This window comes from Roseateles sp. L2-2, assembly GCF_050613215.1.
Lineage (GTDB): Bacteria > Pseudomonadota > Gammaproteobacteria > Burkholderiales > Burkholderiaceae_C > Roseateles > Roseateles noduli.
Genome location: NZ_CP192509.1, coordinates 2,976,785 through 2,998,436 on the forward strand (window position 1 = coordinate 2,976,785; position 21,652 = coordinate 2,998,436).

At 70.9% G+C, this 21,652-nt stretch carries 13 protein-coding genes; 6 read left to right on the plus strand and 7 right to left on the minus strand.

Annotation, left to right across the window (positions count from 1 at the left end):
• The first annotated feature begins 84 nt into the window (after positions 1 to 84).
• The gene (locus tag ACQZ13_RS13385; protein ID WP_431052637.1) at positions 85 to 2,466 is read left to right on the plus strand and encodes a catalase; all 2,382 of its coding nucleotides are present in this window, start codon (positions 85 to 87) and stop codon (positions 2,464 to 2,466) included.
• A 49-nt stretch (positions 2,467 to 2,515) separates the two neighbouring features.
• Here ACQZ13_RS13385 and ACQZ13_RS13390 read toward each other — a convergent pair whose 3' ends face one another.
• The 3 genes from ACQZ13_RS13390 to ACQZ13_RS13400 all read right to left on the minus strand — a co-directional run bounded on the left by ACQZ13_RS13390 (position 2,516) and on the right by ACQZ13_RS13400 (position 7,806).
• A complete protein-coding gene (locus ACQZ13_RS13390) occupies positions 2,516 to 3,103 on the minus strand; it encodes a PEP-CTERM sorting domain-containing protein (protein ID WP_431052639.1) in 588 nt (195 codons plus the stop codon).
• The gene (locus tag ACQZ13_RS13395; RefSeq protein WP_431052641.1) at positions 3,100 to 6,804 is read right to left on the minus strand and encodes an alpha-1,6-glucosidase domain-containing protein; all 3,705 of its coding nucleotides are present in this window, start codon (positions 6,802 to 6,804) and stop codon (positions 3,100 to 3,102) included. The genes ACQZ13_RS13390 and ACQZ13_RS13395 overlap by 4 nt, the downstream gene beginning before the upstream one ends.
• Positions 6,805 to 6,954: 150 nt before the next feature.
• On the minus strand, positions 6,955 to 7,806 hold the full coding sequence (locus ACQZ13_RS13400) for a helix-turn-helix transcriptional regulator (RefSeq protein WP_431052643.1): 852 nt from the start codon (positions 7,804 to 7,806) through the stop codon (positions 6,955 to 6,957).
• 96 nt (positions 7,807 to 7,902) lie between these two features.
• On the opposite strand from ACQZ13_RS13400, the gene ACQZ13_RS13405 reads away from it, so the two are divergent.
• A complete protein-coding gene (locus tag ACQZ13_RS13405; RefSeq protein ID WP_431052645.1) occupies positions 7,903 to 10,191 on the plus strand; it encodes a hypothetical protein in 2,289 nt (762 codons plus the stop codon).
• Between the two features lie 80 nt (positions 10,192 to 10,271).
• Positions 10,272 to 11,897 (plus strand): ATP-binding protein, encoded by a 1,626-nt coding sequence (locus tag ACQZ13_RS13410; protein WP_431052647.1) that lies wholly within the window; start codon positions 10,272 to 10,274, stop codon positions 11,895 to 11,897.
• Between the two features lie 24 nt (positions 11,898 to 11,921).
• Here the strand turns inward: ACQZ13_RS13410 and ACQZ13_RS13415 are convergent, their stop codons facing one another.
• Positions 11,922 to 12,461: a cysteine dioxygenase gene (locus ACQZ13_RS13415; protein ID WP_431052649.1), complete on the minus strand. Its 540-nt coding sequence runs from the start codon at positions 12,459 to 12,461 to the stop codon at positions 11,922 to 11,924.
• 197 nt (positions 12,462 to 12,658) lie between these two features.
• Here ACQZ13_RS13415 and ACQZ13_RS13420 point away from each other — a divergent pair, with 197 nt between their 5' ends.
• Both ACQZ13_RS13420 and ACQZ13_RS13425 read left to right on the plus strand, forming a co-directional pair.
• On the plus strand, positions 12,659 to 13,744 hold the full coding sequence (locus ACQZ13_RS13420; protein WP_431052651.1) for an LLM class flavin-dependent oxidoreductase: 1,086 nt from the start codon (positions 12,659 to 12,661) through the stop codon (positions 13,742 to 13,744).
• A 49-nt stretch (positions 13,745 to 13,793) separates the two neighbouring features.
• Positions 13,794 to 14,807 carry an ABC transporter substrate-binding protein gene (locus ACQZ13_RS13425; protein ID WP_431052653.1) on the plus strand — a complete coding sequence of 338 codons (1,014 nt, stop codon included), beginning with the start codon at positions 13,794 to 13,796 and terminating at the stop codon, positions 14,805 to 14,807.
• A gap of 75 nt (positions 14,808 to 14,882) precedes the next feature.
• On the opposite strand, the gene ACQZ13_RS13430 is transcribed toward ACQZ13_RS13425, so the two are convergent.
• Positions 14,883 to 18,503 (minus strand): ATP-binding protein, encoded by a 3,621-nt coding sequence (locus ACQZ13_RS13430; protein ID WP_431052655.1) that lies wholly within the window; start codon positions 18,501 to 18,503, stop codon positions 14,883 to 14,885.
• A 173-nt stretch (positions 18,504 to 18,676) separates the two neighbouring features.
• On the opposite strand from ACQZ13_RS13430, the gene ACQZ13_RS13435 reads away from it, so the two are divergent.
• Positions 18,677 to 20,029 (plus strand): hemolysin family protein, encoded by a 1,353-nt coding sequence (locus ACQZ13_RS13435; protein ID WP_431053232.1) that lies wholly within the window; start codon positions 18,677 to 18,679, stop codon positions 20,027 to 20,029.
• Here ACQZ13_RS13435 and ACQZ13_RS13440 read toward each other — a convergent pair.
• Both ACQZ13_RS13440 and ACQZ13_RS13445 read right to left on the minus strand, forming a co-directional pair.
• Entirely contained in the window at positions 19,956 to 20,570 is a 615-nt protein-coding gene (locus ACQZ13_RS13440; protein ID WP_431052657.1) for a lytic transglycosylase domain-containing protein, read from the minus strand. The two genes, ACQZ13_RS13435 and ACQZ13_RS13440, sit on opposite strands and share 74 nt — an antisense overlap.
• Positions 20,567 to 21,646 (minus strand): hypothetical protein, encoded by a 1,080-nt coding sequence (locus ACQZ13_RS13445; RefSeq protein ID WP_431052659.1) that lies wholly within the window; start codon positions 21,644 to 21,646, stop codon positions 20,567 to 20,569. Before ACQZ13_RS13445 ends, ACQZ13_RS13440 begins: the two co-directional genes overlap by 4 nt.
• Positions 21,647 to 21,652 lie beyond the last annotated feature (6 nt).

The window sequence follows — 21,652 nt, forward strand, 5'->3', positions numbered from 1 at the left end:
AAGCGTTTTCAGGCCCTGCCCATGGGCAGGAACGCCTCCTGCCTTGTCTTGCGTCGACCTCCCTGTCGAATCATGAGGACGACCATGGCCAAATCTCCCACCCCGCCCGCACGGGCGTCCCGCAAGGGCGCACCCGCCAGCAAGGCCCGTGACGATGCCGGCGCGCAAGCTGCCCAGGCCGCAGAAACGAATGCGCTCGCGACCGCTTTCCCCTTCAACGCGAACAAGCCGGCCGAGCACGGCTTCGATGAAGGCGTGCATCCGCAGCCCGGCATCACCGTCGAGGCCCCATCGCGCCTGCCGTCGGCCAGCACGCTGTCCGAGGCCCAGACCAACGACAAGGTCGGCACGCAGGCGCCCGAAGGCCGCAATGCCGCGATCGCGCCGCTGGACCGCGTGCGCGTCGACTCCTCGGGTCAGGCGCTGACGACCAACCAGGGCGTGCGCATCGCCGACAACCAGAACTCGCTGAAGGCCGGTCCGCGCGGTCCGGTGCTGCTGGAGGACTTCATCCTCCGCGAGAAGATCACCCACTTCGACCACGAGCGCATCCCCGAGCGCATCGTGCATGCGCGCGGTTCCGCCGCGCATGGCTTCTTCGAGTGCTACGACGCCATCACCGACCTCACCAAGGCGGCGCCGTTCAAGGAAGCGGGCAAGCAGACGCCCGTGTTCGTGCGCTTCTCCACCGTGCAAGGCGGCGGCGGCAGCAAGGACACGGCGCGCGACGTGCGCGGCTTCGCGGTCAAGTTCTACACCGACGAAGGCAACTGGGACCTGGTCGGCAACAACATCCCGGTGTTCTTTATCCAGGACGCGATGAAGTTCCCCGACCTGGTCCACGCGGTGAAGCCCGAACCGCATCACCACATGCCCGAGGCCGCCAGCGCGCACGACACCTTCTGGGACTTCGTCTCGCTGATGCCCGAGTCCACGCACATGCTGATGTGGGTGATGAGCGACCGCGGGATCCCGCGCTCGTACGCGACCATGCAGGGCTTCGGCGTGCACACCTACCGCTTCGTCAACGAGGCAGGAGAGAGCGTGTTCGTGAAGTTCCACTGGACGCCCAAGGCCGGCACGCATTCGCTGGTCTGGGACGAGGCAGTGAAGATCTCCGGCGCCGATCCGGACTTCCACCGGCGCGACCTGTGGGAGCGCATCGAATCGGGCGCGTTCCCCGAGTACGAGCTCGGCGTGCAGGTCTTCACCGAGGAGCAGGCGGACGCGTTCAGCTTCGACATCCTCGATGCGACCAAGCTCATCCCGGAGGAACTGGTGCCGGTGCGCCCGATCGGGCGCATGGTGCTGAACCGCAATCCGGACAACTTCTTCGCCGAGACGGAGCAGGTCGCGTACTGCACCGCGCACGTGATCCCGGGCATCGACTTCAGCAACGACCCGCTGCTGGCCGGGCGCATCCATTCCTACGTGGACACGCAGATCACGCGCCTGGGCGGGCCCAACTTCCACGAGATCCCGATCAACGCGCCGATCGCGCAGGTCCACAACAACCAGCGCGACGGGGCGCATCGACAGGCGATCCCGCGCGGACGCGTGTCCTACGAGCCCAACTCGCTGGGCGGCGGCTGTCCGTTCCAGGCGGGGGCGGCGCAGGGCTTCACCTCCGTCGCGGCGCGCCAGCGCGGCTCGGACGAGCAGGCCAAGGTGCGCGCCAAGCCCGAGCTCTTCGCCGAGCACTACCACCAGGCGCGCCTCTTCTTCGAGAGCCAGTCGCCGGCGGAGCAGGCACACATTGCCGCGGCCTTCCGTTTCGAGCTCAGCAAGGTGACCGTGCCCGCGATCCGCGAACGCATGTTGTCTTCGCTGCGGAACGCTTCGGAAGAGTTGGCGGCAAAGGTCGCCGACGGATTGAACATGCCCTTGCCGCCGCCAATGCCCCTGGCCATCGACAACGCGCCGGAGCCGGAGGTGCAAAAGTCACCGTCGCTGTCGCTGCTGGCGCGTCCGGGCGACGGCTCGATCACCGGCCGCAAGGTGGTGATCCTGGTGGCCGACGGCGTCGTCGGACAGGGGGCCAGGGACGTCCACGCCGCCTTGCTCGCGAAAGGCGCCGCGCCGCGCTACGCAGCGCCGCGCATCGGTCCGGTGAAGGCGGCCGACGGCGTGATGATCGAGGCGGACGTGTCGCTGGAGAACGAGCCCGGTTTCCTGTTCGACGCGCTGGTCGTGCCGGACGGCGAGGAAGCCATCCGCGCGCTCGGACGGGACGCGCACGTCTACGAGTTCATCCGAGACCAGTTCCGGCATTGCAAGCCGATCCTGGCGCTGGGCGCGGGCGTCTCGCTGCTGCGCGCCGCGGGTCTCGGACCCGCGGTGGAGCCCGACGTCATGACGCCGGGGCTGTTCACCGGCGATTCCGCGGAGAAGGGTGCCAAGTCGCTCATCGAGGCCCTGGCGACCCACCGGCACTTCGAGCGCGAGACCGATCCGCCGAAGGTGTAGGCGGGCCTCAACGAATGCGTGGCGGCCGGCGTCTCAGCCGGCCAGCCTCTCAGCCGTTCCGACGGGGCGCGACCCGTCGACGCGCCCGCACACCGACGATCGCGCCCAGGCCGAGCAGCGCCAGCGCCGCGCTCGCGGGCTCCGGCACGGCCGAGGCGACCGTGTAATCGAAGGTGAGGGTCCCGCGCAGCCATTCCCCTTCGGCGACGCCGGTCGCGAAGTCCTTGTACGCCTCGCTGAACTCCAGTCGCAGCAGGCCGTCCGAGCCCAGGCCCAGGCCGAGTCCGCTCAAGTTGAGCGAACCGCTGAAGCTGCCGACGCCGCTGGCGGAGCTGGATCGGCCCGGCGCGAAGGTGACGAAGCCCCATCCACGGGATTCACCAAAATTGATCTGCATCTCCGACAGCGCGCTGGGCGCGAAGGCGTCCAGCTCGATCGACCAGGACAGCGAGTTCAGCGCCGCGTTCGCGCCGACATCGATGAACCAGAGGGTGTTGCCGGCTTCGCCCTGCAGGTTGACGCTCTTCGCGCCGGCGACATCGACGACGAACGGTGTCGCCTGTGCGGGCGCGCTGGCGAGGCTCAGCAGGGCGGAGGCCACGACGGACGCGGCGGCGAGGTGATGGAGTTTTTTCATGGCGTCGGGATTCTATGGGTGGCGGTTGCGGTGGCGGTTGCGGCGGGCGAAGCGGCGGCGGGGACGACGAACACGACCGCCGTGCGCGCCGGCACGGAGAAGCGTCCGGTGGCGCGATCGAAGCCCGCCTGCCGGGCGCGCGCGTCGGCGGCGCCCGGCGCGGTGTGCACCGGATGCAGCGTCAGCGCATGCCCCGCCAGCGACGGCAGCGTCAGGTCCTTGGCGGTCTTGTCGACGTTGACGAGGTAGACCAGCTCGGCGAAGTTGGCGCCCGGATACCCGGTGCCATCGAGCCTGCCGACCAGCACCGTCGCCTCCTGCGACGAACCCGTGTTCAGGAACGTCAACCGCGCCTTGATGTCCTCGGCCGTGCGCAGGCGCAGCAGCGTCGAGCTCTTGCGGATGCGCAGCAGGTCGCGGAAGGCGTCTCGCGTCCACGCGATGTCGGCGGCCGAGGGCTTGATCAGCGCGTTCGCCAGCAGCGGCTTCGCGTACGGCCAGTTGTCGGCGTTGTCGCGCGACGGCGGCAGGCCGACGCCGAAGTTGTTGTCCGCGTAGGTCCAGTCCAGGCGGTTGAACCAGTCGCCGCTGTCGTAGCTGTTGCGGTCCAGCGACTTGCTGCGCAGCGTGTCCGCGCCGGCGTGGAAGTAGGCCACGCCCTGACTGAAGGCATTGATCGCGCTGGCCAGGATCTGCACGCGGGCGCGGTCCTCCCGGCTGGTGCCGACGGGCAGCCGGAAGGCGTTGTTGTCGAACAGGGTCAGGTTGTCGTGGTTCTCCACGTAGTTGACGACCTCGCCCGGCTCCAGCACCCAGCCCGCGGGAATGCCGCCGACGTCGATCTGCTCCAGGCGCAGCGTGGCGTCCCAGCTCGTCTGCATCTGGAAGCTGCGGATGGAGCCCGCCAGCGCCGCGCGGATCCGGTCGGCCTGCCACATCAGCTCGCCGCGCGTCTGGCCGCTGTTGTGGCCGTTGTTGTCGTAGAAGAAGCCGTTCACGTAGCCCTGGCTGGCGAGTAGCGCTTCGCCCGAATCGCAGCAGCCGCCGCCGCGCACCGCATCGCGGATCAGCGGGTTGAAGCTGCCGATGCCCGAGCCGTTCAGCGACAGCATCTCCGCCTGCACGAAGCGCGCGCCGTTGGCGACCTCGCCGAAGTTCCAGCCCTCGCCGACGATCTGCACCTCGCGGCCGGCGGCCAGCTTGACGCGGGCCTTCAGCGCCTCGATGACCGCGCGCGGGTGGTGGCCCATGATGTCGAAACGCAGCGAGCTGATGCGGTAGTCCCGCGTCCACGTGACCGCCGAATCGATCATCAGCTTGGCCATCATGAGGTTCTCGGAGGCCGTGTTCTCGCAGCAGGTGGAGCGCTCGATGCCGCCGGCGGCGTTGTAGCGGAAGTAGTAGTTGGGCACGACCTTGTCGAGCACCGAGGTGACGTTCTGTCCCGACGAGGTGGTGTGGTTGTAGACCAGGTCCATGCCCACGCGCAGGCCGGCGGCGTTGAGCGCCTGCACCATGCGGCGGAACTCGACGACGCGCGCGAGCGGGTCGCTGGCGTTGCTTGAATAGCTGCCTTCCGGCGTCGAGAAGTGCTGCGGGTCGTAGCCCCAGTTGAAGCAGTCGGTGCCGGCCGTGGCGGCGACGGCGGCCTGCTGCGACTCGTCGTCCGGCGCGCCGGAAGGCGAGGGCGTCACGCAACCCTTCTCGTTGACGGTGGCGAAGTCGAACACCGGCAGCAGGTGCACGTCGGTCAGACCCGCGGCGGCGAGGGCGCCCAGATGGCGCATGCCGTTGGAGCCGCTCTCGGCGAAGGCCAGGTACTTGCCGCGGCGGGCGGCGGGCACGGTGGCGTCGTTGATGGAGAAGTCGCGGACGTGCAGCTCGTAGATGCTCAGGTCGGACGGCGCCGACACCGTGGCGGGCGGCGCGCCGGCGTCCCAGCCCGCGGGCTTGGTCGCGGCGGACTGCAGGTCCATCACCACGCTCTGCTGGCCGCCGAGCGTCACGCCCAGCGAGTAGGGATCGGCGACGAGGTTGCGCACCAGCCCGACGCCCTTCACGAAGACCTGCACCTGGTAGCGGTAGGTGGCGCCCTGCAGACTGCCGGCCTTGCTGAGGCGCCAGACGCCGGTGGCGGCGTCGCGCGTCATCGGCTCCGTGGTCGTGCGGGTGAGCGGCGAGCCCGCGATTGGCGTCGTCAGCACGAGGGCCACGTCTTGCGCGGTCGGCGCCCAGAGCTTGAAGCTGGTCGAGCCGTTGGCGACGACGGCGCCGAGGTCCGGCACGTCGTTGGCGGCGGCGTAGAGATCGTCGAGGGCGCCGGCGATCTGCGCCGTCGTGGCGTTCTGGACGCGGCCGTCGGCGTCCTCCTGCACGAGCACGAGCTGCCGCTGATGCAACGATGGCAGTCGCGCGACATCGGCCTGGCGGACCGCGAAGACCGCGCCGCTGGCCACGTACTTGAAGCGCAGCGCGTCGGCCGGCGGCACGGTGCCGGTGAACGGGTCCAGCGTGATGAAGCCGTCGGCGCCGCCCACCGGCGCGTTGGCGGCGACGCTGATCTGGCCGGTCGCCGAGTGATAGAGCCGCACCGAGCCCGCGCCGGGAGCGGAAGCGCCGATGCGCGGCCACTTCACGAGCGTCTTGTTGAGCCACACGGCGCGAGCATCGGTGCTGGACACCTGGCGCAGGTCCGGCGTCGCGGTGTAGACCGTCGCGTCGCGCTCCACCAGCCAGACGTGACCGACCTGGTTCTGGATCGTCAGCGCGGAGAACTCGACGCGGATGTTGTTGTCGCGGCCGTCCTTGTCGTTCTCGTTTGGCGGCATGCCGTGGACGATGAACTCCAGGCCCTTGCGGCTCGCATCGCCTTGCGGATTGAGCACGGGGATGTCGAAGACGACCTCGTCGCCGCCGGCCGCGTAGCCCGGCATCGCGTTGAAGGCGACGGGCTGGGTCCAGTTGTCGATGGTGACGCCGCCGGGCAGGGCGGCGGCGTTCAGGCCGCTGCCGTTCCACAGGTGCAGGCCCCAGGCGCTGTAGGCGCCGTCGAAGCGCTTGTAGTGGACGCGGACCGTCGTGATGTCGGGCGTGGCCAGCTGCAGCGGATTGCCCGGGTAGTTGGTGCTGTCGCCCTGCAGGCGCCAGACCTCGTTGGCGCCCGCCTGGAGCACGAGGCTCTGGTCCGCGCCGCCGTTGTCCTTGTTGTCGCCGTTGTGGAAGAGGAAGCCCACGGTGCCGCTGGTGGCGGCGAGCGGCACGTCGTAGTAGACGCCGAAGTCGTCGCTGCCCGCGGCGTTCCAGCCCTCGTTCCAGTTGGGGCTCTGCGCGGCGTTCCAGGTGTGGATCTGCCAGCCGGCGTGGTTGCCGTCGGCGCGGCGGTAATGCACGCGCAGCGAAGTCGCGGGAGCGTCAGGTGTTGCCACCGCGGCGATCCGCGCGCGGGTGCTCGTCGAGCCGGAGGTCGAGTCGGTCGGCACCTCCGCGATCAGCGCGACGCCGTTCTCGTCGACGACTGCCGCGCTCGTGCCAGCCTTGGCCGCGACGCCGGCGTCGCCGCCGCCGCACGCCGAGAGCAGTCCGCTTACGCCGACCGTCAAGCCGACGGTGAAGCCGACCCTCAAGCCCATCGCCAGCCTGATCGTCAGCGCCCCCGCCACCCGTCGCGCGGTGCGCGACCACCTGTCAGCCCATGCCTGCATGTCCGTGCCCTCCTCAAAGGTGGCCGGATGCTAAGGAAGTAAAACTACATCATGTGACCGTGAAATCCCGAAGTCGGATTACATGTCGAGGCTTCAGGGGACAAGGAAGCTACAGGATCCAGGCGGCATCCGGGTGAAAAGGCCACGATTTCATGCTGTCGGATGTAGTTTTGCTTCACCTCTGAGTGTTCGTGGGGAACAGCCGAATTCACGCCGGAAGGCGCGGTTGAAGTTCGACAGGTCCGCCCAGCCGCTGTCGTAGGCGACGTCGGTGACCGGGCGGCGGGTGTCGCGCAGCAGGCGCAGGGCGTGCATCAGCCGCTGGCGGATGAGGTACTGGTGCGGCGTCACGCCGATGGCCTGGCGGAACACGCGCAGCAGGTGGAAGGGGCTGAGACCGGCGGCGTCGGCGACGTCGTCGAGGGTGAGCGCCTCGGCGCTGCGGGTCTCGATGCAGTGCGCGGCGGCGCGGGCGCGTTCGTCCTGCCGGGGCAATGGCGCGGGCGCCTCGCCGTCGCCCAGCGCCCGACGCACCTGGGCCACGATGGCCAGCGTGGCCTCTTCGAGTGCGAAGCCTTCCTCGCCGCCGTCGTCCAGGCCGCGGAAGAGGGCGGCCACGCGCGGCATCGGCGGCAGGCAGGCATGCGCGAAGCGTTCAGCCGCCAGCGGCTCGTCGAGCATCGATGCCGACATCGACAGCACCGTGCAGTCGTCGCCGGTGCCGTCGCTGTCCTCGTGCGAGCAGGCGTAGCCGTCGCCGGCATTGCCCAGCATCAGCCAGCCGGGGCCGAGCACGGCGGCGCCGGTCCGCGTCCGGTAGGTGAAGCGGCCGCGATCGACCAGCGTGATGGAGAAGTGCTGGTGCTCCTCGTCGATCGGTCGCTCGCCGCGAGCGGCCCGGCACTGGCAGTGCGCCAGGCGCAGGCCGGTGCCCGACTGCAGCGGGCGGTAGCGGCGGTCGTGAGCGACGGCGTCATCGAGGGCAGGGTGGCTGAGCGGCATGGTCCGGATGCTAAGGAACGCCCGCTCCAGAGCCTGTCAGCAGGCATCGCAGTTTTTGCCAAGTTTTCTGCGGCGGGCCTCCCTAGGCTTGCCCGCATGAAACACCTCATCACGCCCTTCATCGCCGCGCTCGGCATCGCCACGTTCTTCGTCGTTGCGCCGGCGCGCGCCGCCGATCACCTCGACACGCCGACCGTCATCGCCGATCCCGCGGCCGACATCGGCGATCTCTACGCCTGGACCTCCGCCGATGGGAAACGCCTGAACCTCGTCATGGACATCGTCGGCAAGCGCTTCTCCGATCAGGTCCAGTACGTCTTCCACGTCGACAGCGGACAGCGCTTCGGCGCGACGACCGTCGGTACGCGGCTGCTCTGCCAGTTCGATGCTGCCGGCATCGTGAGCTGCTGGGCGGGCCGGGAGGACCGCGTGCAGGGCGATGCGAGCGTCGCGGTCGGCCTGCCCAGCCGGCACGGTCGCCTGCGCGTCTTCGCCGGCCAGCGGGACGATCCCTACTTCAACAACGTACGAGGCACGCGCGCCGCGCTCAACGCGACGGCCGACGCCGTCCGCGCCGGCCAGGCGACGAAGGACGCCAGCGGCTTCCATCGCTTCGACGAGAAGACGCTCCAGCGCATCGGCACGTTGTGGGGCCAGACCGAGGGCGGTCCGGCGCGCAACTTCCTCGCCGGGTGGACGACCTCGGCGCTGGTCGTGTCGGTGGACCTGGACCTCGTGAACGCCGGCGGACCGATGCTGGCGGTCTGGGGGCGCACGGAGCGTCGTCAGACCGCGCCGGACGACGGACCGCCGCCGCCCGGCGCGCCCATCGACCGCATGGGCCGCGCGCTGACCGGCAATGCGCTGCTGGCCACGATCGGCACGGACGAGGCGGCGAATGCGCTCAAGGAGGCCTACAACCGCGCCGGGCCCGCCGACTGGCAGGACTTCGCCCCGGAGATCGGCCGCAACCTCGCGCTGTACGACGGCTTCGACGGCGTGGCCGGCAACCAGTGGCTGGCCGAGGCGAAGGACGCCTCGCCGGCTCGCTACCGACGTCTGGCTGAGCTGCTGGCCGATGACCGCCTCTGGGTGGATAGCCGGCAGACGCGCTGCGAGCTCTACCTGGCGGTGGAGCGGCACGCCGCCGGCGCGAGCCTCCCGCCCGACTGCGGCGGCCGCACGCCGCTGGTCAACGTCAACGCAGTGTTCCGTTCGCTGCTGATCCGCGGCACGCCGGATGTCGCGGACGACGGCGTCACGCGCGACGATCGTTCGCACTCCACCATCGAGTTTCCGTTCCTCGCCGCGCCGGCGAATCCCACACCGGCACCTGCATCAGCACCTGCATCGACATCGACATCGACATCGTCTGCGGCCACGACGCAGGGCGACCTCGCCATCGCCAACCTCGACCACCTGATCCGACAGCACGGGGACGATCCGGCGGCCTTGGAGTACTCGCTGATGCGTCTGCAGTTCCTTGCCGACTACCGCGTGCTCGACCGTGCGGCCGAGGTCGCGCAACGCCCGACGGTCGATGCAGCCGGCGATGCCGCCGCCAGCCTGCGGCGCGTGCGCGCGCTCGTGACCTTGCATCGGTTCGCGGAGGCTGAGCGGCTCCTCGACGCCGCCGGCGCCACGCCGCTGCAGCGCGCGGCCCTGCTCGTCGCCACCGGACGCGCGGGTCAGGTCTTGTCCGCGCTGACGGACGAGGCTGCGCGCCGGCCCGACTTCGCGAGCCTGGTCGCGCTCGCTCGTGCCGAAGCCGCCGTGGGTCGACTCGACGAGGCCGACCGTCACTACGCCCAGGCGCTGACGAAGCTGGACACGACGTGGCCGTTCCCCGCCGCATCCATCGCATTCGCGCGCGGGCAGATGTGGGCGGAGCAGGGCGGCGACGCGGCGCGTGGCGCTGCCTTCTACGAGGAGGCGCTGCGCCTGCTGCCCGACTACGCGGCGGCCGGCATCCACCTCGCCGAGCTGGACCTGGTGCGCGGCGACGAGTCCTCGGCCCACGCGCGGTTGACGCGTGTCGTCCGGTCAGGCGATGAACCGGAGGCGCTGGCGCTGCTCGGCGAACTGCACCTGCGGCAAGGCCGGACGTCCGAGGGGCACGAGGAGATCGCCCGCGCGGCGCGCCGCTACGAGGCGCTGCTGGCCCGGCATCCGCAGGCTTTCGCGGATCACGCCGCCGAGTTCTACCTCGGTGCCGGCCGCGATCCGCGGCGCGCCTGGTCCCTGGCGCGGGCCAACCTGCGCGAGCGCCCGACGCGTCGCGCCTACCTGCTGGCGATCCGGGCCGCCGAGGCCGTGAACCTGACGCGCGAGGCCGCCGCGCTGCGCGCACGCATGGCGGCGCGCCACTTGCCCCATGCGGCTTGACCCGGGGACGAAGCGTCGCACCCGGCTGCGATACTCCGCCGTCCCCTTCGCTCCGGAAGGGCCCCGCTCCAGTGCCCGCCATGACCGACGATCAGCGCCCTCCCGACAACGACCTCGCCCAGTTCCAGACGCTGTTCGAGCGCATGGACGAGGGCTACTGCGTCATCGAGTTCATCGACGGCCCGCACGGCCCCTTGAGCGACTACGTGCACGTGCTCGCCAATCCGGCCTATTACGCCAACGCCGGCATCGCCGACGTCGTCGGCCAGAAGGTGCGCGAGATGGTGCCGGACGAAGCCGACGCCTGGGTCGAGATCTACCGCAACGTCCTGGTGACCGGCATCCCGGTGCGCTTCGAGCGCGAGCTCGAACGGACCGGCCGCTACCTGGAGCTCTCCGCCTTCCGCATCGAGCCGGTCGAGCGCCGCCAGGTGGCCGTGCTGTTCCAGGACGTCACGCGCCGTCATCGCGCCGACCAGGAACTGCGCGAACTCAACGAGACGCTGGAACGCCGCGTCCAGGAGGAGGTCGCCCAGCGCCTGCGCACCGAGGAGGCGCTGCGCCAGTCCCAGAAGATGGAAGCCGTGGGCCAGTTGACCGGCGGCATCGCGCACGACTTCAACAACATGCTGGCGGTGGTGGTCAGCTCGCTGGACCTGCTGGCGCGCAAGTTCCTCAAGGACGACCCGCTCGCGATGCGCTACGTCGACGCCGCGCGCAACGGCACGCAGCGCGCGGCGCAGCTGACGCAACGGCTGCTTGCGTTCTCGCGCCAGCAGCCGCTGCGGCCCGAGGCGCTCAACGCCAACCGGCTGGTGGCGGGCATGTCGGACCTGCTGCGCCACTCCATCGGCGGCGCCATCGCGCTGGAAGCCGTGCAGGCCGGCGGCCTCTGGCGCACGCACGCCGACCCCAACCAGCTGGAGAGCGCGATCCTCAACCTCGCGGTCAACGCGCGCGATGCGATGCCCGACGGCGGCCGCCTGACCATCGAGACCGCCAACGCCCACCTCGACGAGCGCTACGTCGCCGAGCAGGTGGGCGTGATGCCCGGCCAGTACGTGATGGTCGCGGTGACCGACACCGGCAGCGGCATGACGCCGGACGTGCTGGCGCGCGCCTTCGATCCCTTCTTCACGACCAAGGAAGTCGGCCGCGGCACGGGCCTGGGCCTCAGCCAGGTCTACGGTTTCGTCAAGCAGTCGGGCGGGCACGTGAAGATCTACTCCGAGCCCGGTCAGGGCACGACGGTGAAGATCTATCTGCCGCGCCTGCTCAACGATCAGGAAGAAGAGATCGAGTCGCAGCGCGTGCCGCTGGTGTCTGTCTCGCAGGGCCAGGAGACGGTGCTGGTCGTCGAGGACGAGCCCGCCGTGCGCGCGTCCTCCGTCGATGCGCTGACGGAGCTCGGCTATCGCGTGCTCGAGGCCGACGGCGGCGAGGCGGCGCTCAAGCTGATCGACGCGCATCCCGAGATCGCGCTGGTCTTCGCCGACGTCGTGATGCCCGGCATGAACGGACGCAAGCTCGCCGACGAGGCGCGCCGGCGCCGGCCCGGCCTGCGCGTGCTGTTCACGACCGGCTACTCGCGCAACGCGGTCGTGCACAACGGCGTGCTCGATCCCGGCGTGGACCTGCTGGGCAAGCCGTTCACGCTGAATGAACTCGCCGCCGCGGTCCGCGCGGTGCTGGACCGGCCCGATTGATCTGACTGCCGACGCTGCTCGCCCTCAGCCCGGCGCCGAGTACCCCGACACGAAGCGATGCGGCGTGCCATCGGCGTCGTAGGTCGATCGCTCGATGCGGCCGATGTCGGCGCCGTAGACGTGGATGCTGATGGAGACCTGACCCTCGACCGCGTTGTGGACGCGGTGGATGTCGCCCAGACGCGGCGAGACCGCCTCGACCTGGCCCGGCGACAAGCGCACCGGCGGCCCGTCCGGCACGAGTTCGTGCGGCCCCTTGAAGCGGTAGCCCTGAGAGTCCTCCGCACCGCGGAGCATCCCGATCAGGCCCCAGACCGTGTGGTCATGGACGGGCGTCGCCTGGCCCGGTCCCCACACGAAGGACACGACGGAGAAGCGTCCCTGCGCATCGACGTGCAGCGGGTACTGCCGATAGCGATCGGCACCCGCTTGCGCGTGGCTCGACGGCAGCCAGTCGTCACGCGCGACGAGTTCAGCGAGCAAGGGGCGCAACTCGGGCAGCAGCTCGGACTCGCGCAGGCCTCGATCGATCAACGCCTCGATGGAGGCGATGAATCGTTGCAAACGCTCTGGTAGTTCCGGTAGTTCCGGTAGCCCCGGTGACCCGGGCTGGCGAAGGGCGCTCATGCGTCGCAGTGTGGGCGCCGCGCTGGCGGCCGTGAATCCTGCAATCCGAGCATGGAAAGTCGGATTCGTTCTTTGCGGCTCGCGGCGCGGAGCTCTACGGTCTGGCGCTGTCCGACCTACCCAGAGCCACCACCATGAGCATCCAATTCATCGGCATGATCCAGTCGCAGAAGACGTCCGAGATCCACGCGGCCAGCGGGCCGGTCGTCGATCCGGACTACGTGAGCGCCTTCGCCCGGGCGCACGAGGAGGCCGGTTTCGACCGCATCCTGGTGCCGCACCATTCCACCGGGCCGAGCGCGCAGCTCACGATCGCGCATGCGGCGGCGCACACTTCGCGCATCGGCTTCCTGCTGGCGCACCGGCCCGGTTTCGTCGCGCCGACGCTGGCGGCGCGGGAACTCGCGACGCTGGACCAGTTCACCGGCGGCCGGCTGGCGGTGCATGTCATCTCCGGCGGCTCGGACGCCGAGCAGCGCCGCGACGGCGACTACCTCGACCACGACCGGCGCTACGAGCGCACCGACGAATACGTCGGCCTGCTGCGCCGTCTGTGGACCAGCGACCATCCCTTCGATCACGAGGGCACGCACTACCGCTTCGATCAGGGCTTCAGCGAGGTCAAGCCGCGTCAGCAGCCGCACATCCCGGTGTTCTTCGGCGGCGCGTCCGACGCGGCGCTGCCGGTGGCCGGCAAGCACGCGGACGTCTACGCGCTGTGGGGCGAGTCGCTCGAACAGACGGCGGACCTGACCCGGCGCGTGCGCGCGGAAGCGGCGCGGCATGGGCGCAGCATCGGGTTCTCGGTGTCCTTCCGGCCCATCCTCGCGGACACCGAGGAGGCCGCCTGGGCGCGCGCCGAGCGCATCCTGGAGGACACGCGCCGCCTGCGCGTCGCGGCGGGCTACAGCCGCGGCGGGCCGCAGCAGAGCGAGGGCGCGCGGCGCCTGCTCGCGGCGGCGGAGAAGGGCAGCCGCGTCGACAAGCGGCTGTGGACCGAGATCGCGCGCGAGACCGGCGCGCGCCACAACAGCACCGCGCTGGTCGGCACGCCGGAGCAGGTGGCGCAGGCGCTGCTCGACTACGTCGACCTGGGCGTCACGACCTTCCTGATCCGCGGCTTCGATCCGCTCGAAGACGCGATCGACTACGGCCGCGAGCTGATCCCGCGCACGCGGGCGCTCGTCGAGCAGCGGCTGGCGCAGCGCCGGGCCGCTTGAACTCCCCGGTCCACCTTCTCCGCTTCACCTTCTCCGTTTCGAGGACTGCATGAGCATGGATTCCAACGACGACCTCGACAACCGCCACCTCACCGACAAGGCCACGAGCCGGCCCGAGGCTCACGACCGATCACGCCGCCGCGTGCTGTCCGGCGGCGCCGCGTTCGCGGCGCTCGCCGCCGTCCCGTACGTGCGCTCCGTGCGCGCGCAGGGCCGAGTCGTCGTGAAGGCCGGCGACCAGAAGGGCAACCTGCGCGCGCTGCTGGAAGCGGCGGACGAGTTGCGCCAGCTGCCCTACGACATCCAGTGGAGCGAGTTCCCCGCCGCCGCGCCGCTGGCCGAGGCGCTGAACGCGGAGGCCGTCGACTTCGGCCCGATCGGCGACGCGCCGCTGCTGTTCGCGATCGCCGCGGGCACGCGCATCAAGGCCTTCGCGGTGAACCGCTCCGATGCCTACGGCACGGCGGTGCTGGTGCGGCCCGACTCGCCGTTCAAGACGGCGGCCGACCTCAAGGGCAGGTCCATCGGCACGAACCGCGGATCGATCGGCCATTTCATCGCGCTGAAGGCGCTCGCGTCTGCGGGCTTGAAGCCTGACGACGCGCAGGTCCGTTTCCTGCCGCCGGCGGAGGCGAAGCTCGCGTTGACGCAGGGCTCGCTCGACGCGTGGGCGACGTGGGAGCCGTACACCGCGCTGGCGGAGACGGCGGGCCACGCGCGCGTGCTGGTGAGCGGGCGAGGGCAGTGGTCGGGGCTGAGCTTCCTGGCGGCGACCGACAAGGCGCTGGCGACCAAGCGCGAGGCGCTGGCCGACCTCGCGCAGCGCGTGAAGCGCGCGCAGGCCTGGTCCTACCAGCACGTGCCGGAGTTCTCCGCGACCTTGGCGCGCATCATCGGCATCCCCGTCGAGGCCGCGCGCCTGCAGTTCGAGCGCCGCGCCACGCGCTGGATCGCGCTCGACGACCAGGTGCTCGCGGATCAGCAGCGCAGCGCCGACTTCTATCTGCAGGTGGGGTTGCTCAAGCAGCGGCTGGACGTGAAGCCGACCGTCACGCTGGTCTGAGCCGCGCTCGGTCCGCATGACTCCCCCTCCCGCGCTGCGGGCGGGGGGAGGGGCGTCGCAGGCCCAGGTGCGTGTTCAGGCGGCCGTCGTCGAGAGCATCGGCAGGCGCAGCTCGAAGCGCGCGCCGCGTCCCGGGCCTTCGCTGTGCACCGAGACGCTGCCGCCGTGCATGCCGATCAACTGCCTGACCAGCGAGAGCCCGATCCCCAGCCCGCCCTGCGAGCGGTCCAGCGCGCGATCGCCCTGCACGAACAGATCGAACATCGTCGCCTGCAGCGCGGGCGGCACGCCGATGCCGTCGTCGCTGATGCGGATCAAGGCCGTGCCCGCGTTCCCGGGGGACGGCGGCTCCTCGCTCATCGCCAGCTCGATGCGGCCTTCCGGATCGGTGTACTTGGCCGCGTTCATGAGTACGTTGGCCACGCATTGCACCAGCCGCGCCTGATCGCCGTGCACGCGCACCGGCGGGCCGCCGGTGGCCACCGAGGTCGAGGACGTCACCGTGAAGTGGTGGCGACGCTCGCGCATCAGCGGTTCGGCCGTCTCCACCGCCTGCGCGATCACCTCCGACAGCAGCACCGGACCGAGTTGCAGCTCCACCCGGCCCTGGGTGATCCGGGACACGTCCAGCAGGTCGTCCACCAGGCGCGTCAGCGTCTCCACCTGCCGCCGGATGATGTCGACCATCTTCTTCGAACGCTCATCGGGCAGGCCCAGTCGCGACAGCACGTCGCCCGCGCTGCGGATGGGCGCGATCGGGTTGCGCAGCTCGTGCGCCAGCATCGCCAGGAACTGGTCCTTCTGGCGGTCGGCCGCCTCCAGCCGACGGCGCGCCTTCAGGTGGGCGGAGATCTCGCGGTAGTAGCACACCACGCCCATCGAGCCGTCCGCCAGCGGGATCCGGCTGATCTGCCACTCGTAGGCCTCGGTGATGCCGAGGTCGTTGCGTTCCTGGATGAACTCCGGCGTGTGGTACGGATCGCCGGTCTCCAGCGTGCGCTGGAACAGCGAGACGATCTGGTCCGACAAGGGGTGGCCCCACTGCCGCTCGATCAGCGCGTCGAAGCGCGCGCCCAGCAGGTCCGGCGGATCGCCGAAGGTGGCGCGGGCCGTCGGATTGGCCTCGCGCAGGCGCAGCGTCGTGCCGTCGTGCTCGACCAGGAACACGCCCATCGGCGCCTCGTTGAGCAGGGTCTCGAACTGCCGCGTGCGGAGCCGGAACGCCGCCTCCGCGGACTGCCGCATGCGCCGCAGCTCCAGCAGCGCACCCAGCCGCGCGAGCAGCTCGCGCGAGGAGAAGGGCTTGATCATGTAGTCGTCGGCGCCCGCGTCCAGGCCCTCGATGCGGGCCTCCTCGCCGGCCCGCGCCGACAGCAGCACCACCGGCACGCCGCCGAGCTGCGCATCCGCGCGGATCGCCGCCAGCAGCGCCAGCCCGCCCAGCCGGGGCATCATGACGTCGCTCAGCAGCAGGTCCGGGGGCTCGCGCCGCGCGGCTTCCAGCGCCTGCAGGCCGTCCGCCGCGAGCTCGACCGCGTAGTACGGCGACAGCAGGTCGCGCAGGTAGGCGCGCATGTCCGCGTTGTCGTCGGCGACGACGACGCGCGCGCCGAAGGTCGCCGCGAACCGCTGGTCCCCCGCCGGCCAGGCGGCGTCGGCGCCGTCGATCCGTTCGGTGGCCGCCTCGCGCGACGCGGTGTCCCGCGGCCCTTCCTGTGCCGGCAGCCAGCGCAGCGCTTCGTCGACATAGGCCCGCGCGCCGGTGGTACTGGCGACGCGTTCGACCCGCTCGATCCGATCCTGCGGCAGATGCTCCCGACCCAGTGGAATCATCACGCGGAAGAGCGCACCGGCGCCGTGCACGCTGGATGCCTCGATCCGGCCGCCGTGAAGGCGGACGAGTTCCTGCACCAACGCCAGGCCGATGCCCGAGCCCTCGTGCGTGCGCCCCTCGGCGCCGGCGACGCGATGGAAACGCTCGAAGACCTTGGGCAGTTCGTCCGCCGGGATGCCGGCGCCGGTGTCGGCGACCTCCAGCACCGCCTGGCCGGGATCGCGGTCCGCCTCTGCCTCGGTGTCCGCGTCGGCATCGCGGCGGTCGTCACCGCGCTCGTCACGGCCGGCTTGCCGCAGCCGCACCGTCACCTGTCCCCGCATCGTGAACTTGAAGGCGTTGGACAGCAGGTTCAGGACGATCTTCTCCCACATCTCGCGGTCGACATAGGCGTGCGCGGACAGCGGCGCGCAGTCGACCTCGAAGCCCAGTCCGGCGCGCTCCATCGCGGAGCGGAAAGTGCTCGCGAGGTCGCGCGTCAGCGCGGCGAGGTCGGTGGCCTCGAAGCGCGCCTGCGCGCGGCCGGCCTCGATGCGGGAGAAGTCCAGCAGCGTGTTCACCAGCCGCTGCAGCCGCGACGCGTTGCGCAGCACCAGCGCCAGCCGGTCCCGCGCGGGACCGTCCAGGTGGGGCGCGGTCACCAGTTCCTCGAGCGGGCCCAGCATCAGCGTCAGCGGCGTGCGGAACTCGTGGCTGATGTTGGAGAAGAACGCCGTCTTCGCCCGGTCCAGTTCGGCGAGCGACTCCGCGCGGCGGCGCTCGGCCTCGTAGGCGGTGGCGTCGGCGAGCGCCGCCGACACCTGGCCCGCGACGAGGTTCAGGAAATCGCGGTACTCCTCGTCCAGCGGGCGGCGCGGGCTGACGCCCAGCACCAGGAAACCGGCGAGGTCCTTGCCCGCGCCACGCAGCGGCAGCAGGACGGCGCGCCGGAGCGTTTCCGGCCACGGCGGCCGCGTCAGCGACACGCCCAGGGCGGGCATGTCCGGCAGGTCGCGCGCGCCGCCGCCCGCGGCCAGTTCCTGCACCGGCCAGCCGCCCGCCGGATCGACCAGGCTGAGCCGCTCGGGGAAGGGCGAGGGGGTGTCGGCCTCCGGCAGGCTGAAGCAGATCCGTCGCGCGACCTGTCCGCCGGGGTCGTTGAGGTAGAGCGCCGCGAACGGCAGGTCCAGCGGGCAGTCGGCGACCACGTCGCAGACGCGTCGCGCGCAGTCGTGCGTGTCCTCGGCGCCGACGGTGCGCGCCGCCAGGTCGCGCAGCACGCGCAGGCGGCGCTCGCCGATCACGCGGTCCGTGACCTCGGTGACCACGCACAGCATGCCGTCCACGCGCAGCGCGTCGTCGTAGACCGGGCTGTAGGAAAAGGTGTGGAAGGTCTCCTCGGAGAAGCCGCTGCGCTCCAGGAACAGCAGCAGTCCTTCGTCCCAGGTCGCCTCGCCGGTCGTCTGCACATGGCGGATGCGGCTGTAGGCGGCGTCCCAGACCTCGGCCCAGACGCGTTCCGACCGCGCCCCCAGCGCCCATTCGCGCTTGAGCCCCAGCGTCGGCAGGTAGGCATCGTTGCAGAAGAAGGTCATCTCCGGCCCCCAGGCCAGCCACATCGCGTAGCGCGAGTCCAGCATCATCCGGACGACCGTCTTCAGCGAGGCCGGCCAGCCGTCCGGCGGGCCCATGGTGGTGGCGGCCCAGTCCAGCGCGCGCAGCCGCTCGCCCACCTCGCCGCCGCCGTCCAGGAAGTGGCGCAGGCGCGGCGCGGCGGACGGCGCCGGCAGCGTGGGATCCGTCGCGTCGCGCGGCGTGTCGCGGGGGGTGTCGCCGCGCGGTTCGGAGGGCAGGCCGGCGGCGCCGGCGGGCAGGACGTGCATCGGCAGAATTTCCCGTGTCGGGAGCGGAGAAGGGGAGTCTATGAGGGGCGAAGCAAACCGCGCACCCGCATCGGCACTGTCCGCTGGCCTCCATGGGCCAGCGCGGCGGCCCTTTCCAGCCTGGACGAGGGGCCGGGCGGACAGAGGGCGCCCGCTACACTGGCGGCTCTCCCATTCCGAAAGCCGCCTTGAGTTCCAGCCTGCTGCTCATCCTCCTGCTGATCTGCGCCAGCGCGTTCTTCTCGATGGCCGAGCTCTCGCTCGCCGCGTCGCGCCGGCTGAAGCTGCGGCAACTGGCGGACGAAGGCGACCACCGCGCCGCGCAGGTGCTGAAGGTCCAGGAGCAGCCCGGCTACTACTTCACCGTCGTGCAGATCGGCGTCAACACGCTGGCGATCCTGGCCGGCGTGGTCGGGGAGGGCGCGCTGACGCCGCATTTCGAGTCGCTGCTGCGCCCGCTGATCGACGTCGACACCGCGCAGCGCGCCGCGTTCGCGCTGTCCTTCACCTGCGTCACCATCCTGTTCGTGGTGCTGGCGGACCTGCTGCCCAAGCGCTTGTCGATGAACGAGCCCGAGCGCGTCGCGATGGCGCTGATCCGGCCCATGCTCTTCCTCACCCTGGTGCTGCGGCCCATCGCCTGGGCGCTGAACCACGTCGCCGACGGCCTGCTGCGCCTGCTCGGCCGGCCGATGAGCCCGGACAACACGATCACCCACGACGACATCCTCGCCCTGGCCGCCGCCGGCCAGCGCGCCGGCGTGGTCTCGGCGGCGGACCAGCAGGTGATCGAGAACGTCTTCGAGCTGGAGACCCGCACCGTCGAGTCCTCGATGACCTCGCGCGAGCGCGTCGTGTACTTCTCGCTCGACGACGACGAGGCGCTGATCCGCACGCGGATCGCGGACTCGCCGCACTCGACCTACCTGGTCTGCGCGGGCGAGATCGACCAGGTCGTCGGCTACGTCGACGCGACCGACCTGTTCCAGCGCGTGCTGCGCGGCGAGGTCATCTCGCTGCGCGCCGAGCCGGCGCTGGTCAAGAAGGTGCTGATCGTCCCCGACCGCCTGACGCTGGCCGAGGTGCTGACGCAGTTCCGGCATGCGCACGAGGACTTCGCGGTGATCGTCAACGAATACTCCCTGGTCGTGGGCGTCATCACGCTGAACGACGTGATGAGCACGGTGATGGGCTCGCTGGTCTCCACCGCCGAGGAGGAGCAGCAGATCATCCGCCGCGACGACGGCAGCTTCCTGGCCGACGGCATCACCCCCATCCCCGACGTGCAGCGCGCGCTGGGCGTGGACGACTTCCCGCACCACGGCCAGTACGACACCCTGGCCGGTTTCCTGATGGTGATGCTGCGCCGCATCCCCAAGCGCACCGACGTCGTGGAATGGCACGGCTGGCGCTTCGAGGTCGTCGACGTCGACAGCCACCGCGTCGACCAGGTCATGATCGCGCGGGTGGGCGGTCCGCCGTCGGGGGACGCGCCGGCGTCGGAGGCGGCGGAGACGGCCGACTGAGGACGGCGTTCGGGACGGCGTGCGGGACGGCCGTCTGCAAGGCCGCGTAGTGGCGCAACACCTGGCGCGCGTAGGCCAGCCGCTTCGCCGGATCGCGCGCGTTGTAGGCACCCAGCGCATCGGCCGTCGTGCCCATCGCCCGGAAGTTGCTGCCCAGGATCCAGGCGCCGACGAGGATGTTGGCGCAGGGCACGTGCAGGTCGGCTTCCTGCACGCCGTGTCGCGCCAGCACCGGCAGCCAGGAGGAGTTGATCTGCATCAGGCCGATGTCGGTCGAGCCGTTGGCATTGCGGTTCAAGGCCGACGGGTTCAGACCTGACTCCTGGCGCGCGACGGCCTTCAGCAGCAGCGGCGAGACGCCGTAGCGCTCTCCGGCCAGCAGGAAACAGCGGTCGAAACGCGAGGCGTCGGCGCGCGGTGACGGCCCGTCCTTCGCGCCTGCCGTCGCCTGTTGCGCACGCGCCGGCAAAGCGACGGCGGACAGCACCATGGCCGCGGCCAGCGCCAGCGCGTGGGCGAAACCCGCAGCCGCCGGTTTCACAGTCCCCCCATCTCGGATTGCAGGCTGCTCTGCGCCTCCATCACCGTCGCCAGGAAACCGCCCAGCAGGAAGAGCAGCAGCATCGCCGCGGCGACCATCAGCAGCCCGTTCAGACGCGCCGCCGAGTCGGAGATGCCCTGCTGCAGCCGGTCGATCGAGCCGATGCCGATGCGCACGAACGCGGCGACCGGATCGCGGCGTTCGGCGGCGTCCTGGACGCGTTCCTCCATGCTGGGGTTGAGTACGCCGGTGGCGAAGGCGCGGCCGAACTGCGCCGACTCGCGCCCGGACAGCCGCGACAGGATCTGCCGCAGGTGCCAGCGCATCCACGGGGCGCTGAAGCGGCCGGCGCGTTCCAGCGAGGCGCGCAGGGATACCCCGGCCCGCATCAGCGACGACAGCGAGATCACGAGCATGGCCCCGGAGAAGTCGCGGTAGAGGCTGAACGGCGGATGCCGGTCCAGCCAGCGCCGCGCGCGCCCCTGCCAGCGCGGCAGCGCCCACACGAACAGCCCGCCTGCGGCGAGCACCGCGGCGCCCAGGGTCAGCCCGTGATGACGGATCGTCCAGGCGACCGCGTACAGCGCGCGCCCCAGCGGCGGCCAGCGCTCGGGGTCGATCAGGTCGGCCAGCACCGGCACCGCGTGCAGCGAGAACGCCACCAGGATCCCGGTCATCGCGCCCAGCAGCAGCAGCGGGTAGGCCACCGCCTTGCGCACCGCGCGGAACATGCCGTCGACCTTCTCCACGGTGCCGGACAGGAAGTGCAGGCCCTGCGACAGGCGCTCGTCGCCGCCGCCCTGGAGCGCGTCGATCATGAGCAGCTCGGTCGGCGGCATGACGCCCTGCAGCGCACGCGCCAGCGAGCCGCCCATCGCCGCGCGCAGCATCTGGCGGTACAGCAGCTGGTCGCCGCGCGAGCGCCGCCGGGCGCGGGCCTCGAGCTTGCGCAGGATGGTGTACAGCGGGACGCGGTCTTCCAGCGCCGACGCCAGGTCGTAGTAGAAGTCGGCGCGCCGGCGGCGCAGGCGCCGGGCCGCCGCGCGCAGCAGCAGCCAGTCGAGCGGGTTGGTCATCGGGGC

Bases quoted from the DNA above. Each gene is read 5' to 3' on its own strand.
- ACQZ13_RS13385 (WP_431052637.1), top strand. From the start codon at position 85: ATGGCCAAATCTCCCACCCCGCCCGCACGGGCGTCCCGCAAGGGCGCA.
- ACQZ13_RS13390 (WP_431052639.1), bottom strand. From the start codon at position 3,103: ATGAAAAAACTCCATCACCTCGCCGCCGCGTCCGTCGTGGCCTCCGCC.
- ACQZ13_RS13395 (WP_431052641.1), bottom strand. From the start codon at position 6,804: ATGCAGGCATGGGCTGACAGGTGGTCGCGCACCGCGCGACGGGTGGCG.
- ACQZ13_RS13400 (WP_431052643.1), bottom strand. From the start codon at position 7,806: ATGCCGCTCAGCCACCCTGCCCTCGATGACGCCGTCGCTCACGACCGC.
- ACQZ13_RS13405 (WP_431052645.1), top strand. From the start codon at position 7,903: ATGAAACACCTCATCACGCCCTTCATCGCCGCGCTCGGCATCGCCACG.
- ACQZ13_RS13410 (WP_431052647.1), top strand. From the start codon at position 10,272: ATGACCGACGATCAGCGCCCTCCCGACAACGACCTCGCCCAGTTCCAG.
- ACQZ13_RS13420 (WP_431052651.1), top strand. From the start codon at position 12,659: ATGAGCATCCAATTCATCGGCATGATCCAGTCGCAGAAGACGTCCGAG.
- ACQZ13_RS13425 (WP_431052653.1), top strand. From the start codon at position 13,794: ATGAGCATGGATTCCAACGACGACCTCGACAACCGCCACCTCACCGAC.
- ACQZ13_RS13430 (WP_431052655.1), bottom strand. From the start codon at position 18,503: ATGCACGTCCTGCCCGCCGGCGCCGCCGGCCTGCCCTCCGAACCGCGC.
- ACQZ13_RS13445 (WP_431052659.1), bottom strand. From the start codon at position 21,646: ATGACCAACCCGCTCGACTGGCTGCTGCTGCGCGCGGCGGCCCGGCGC.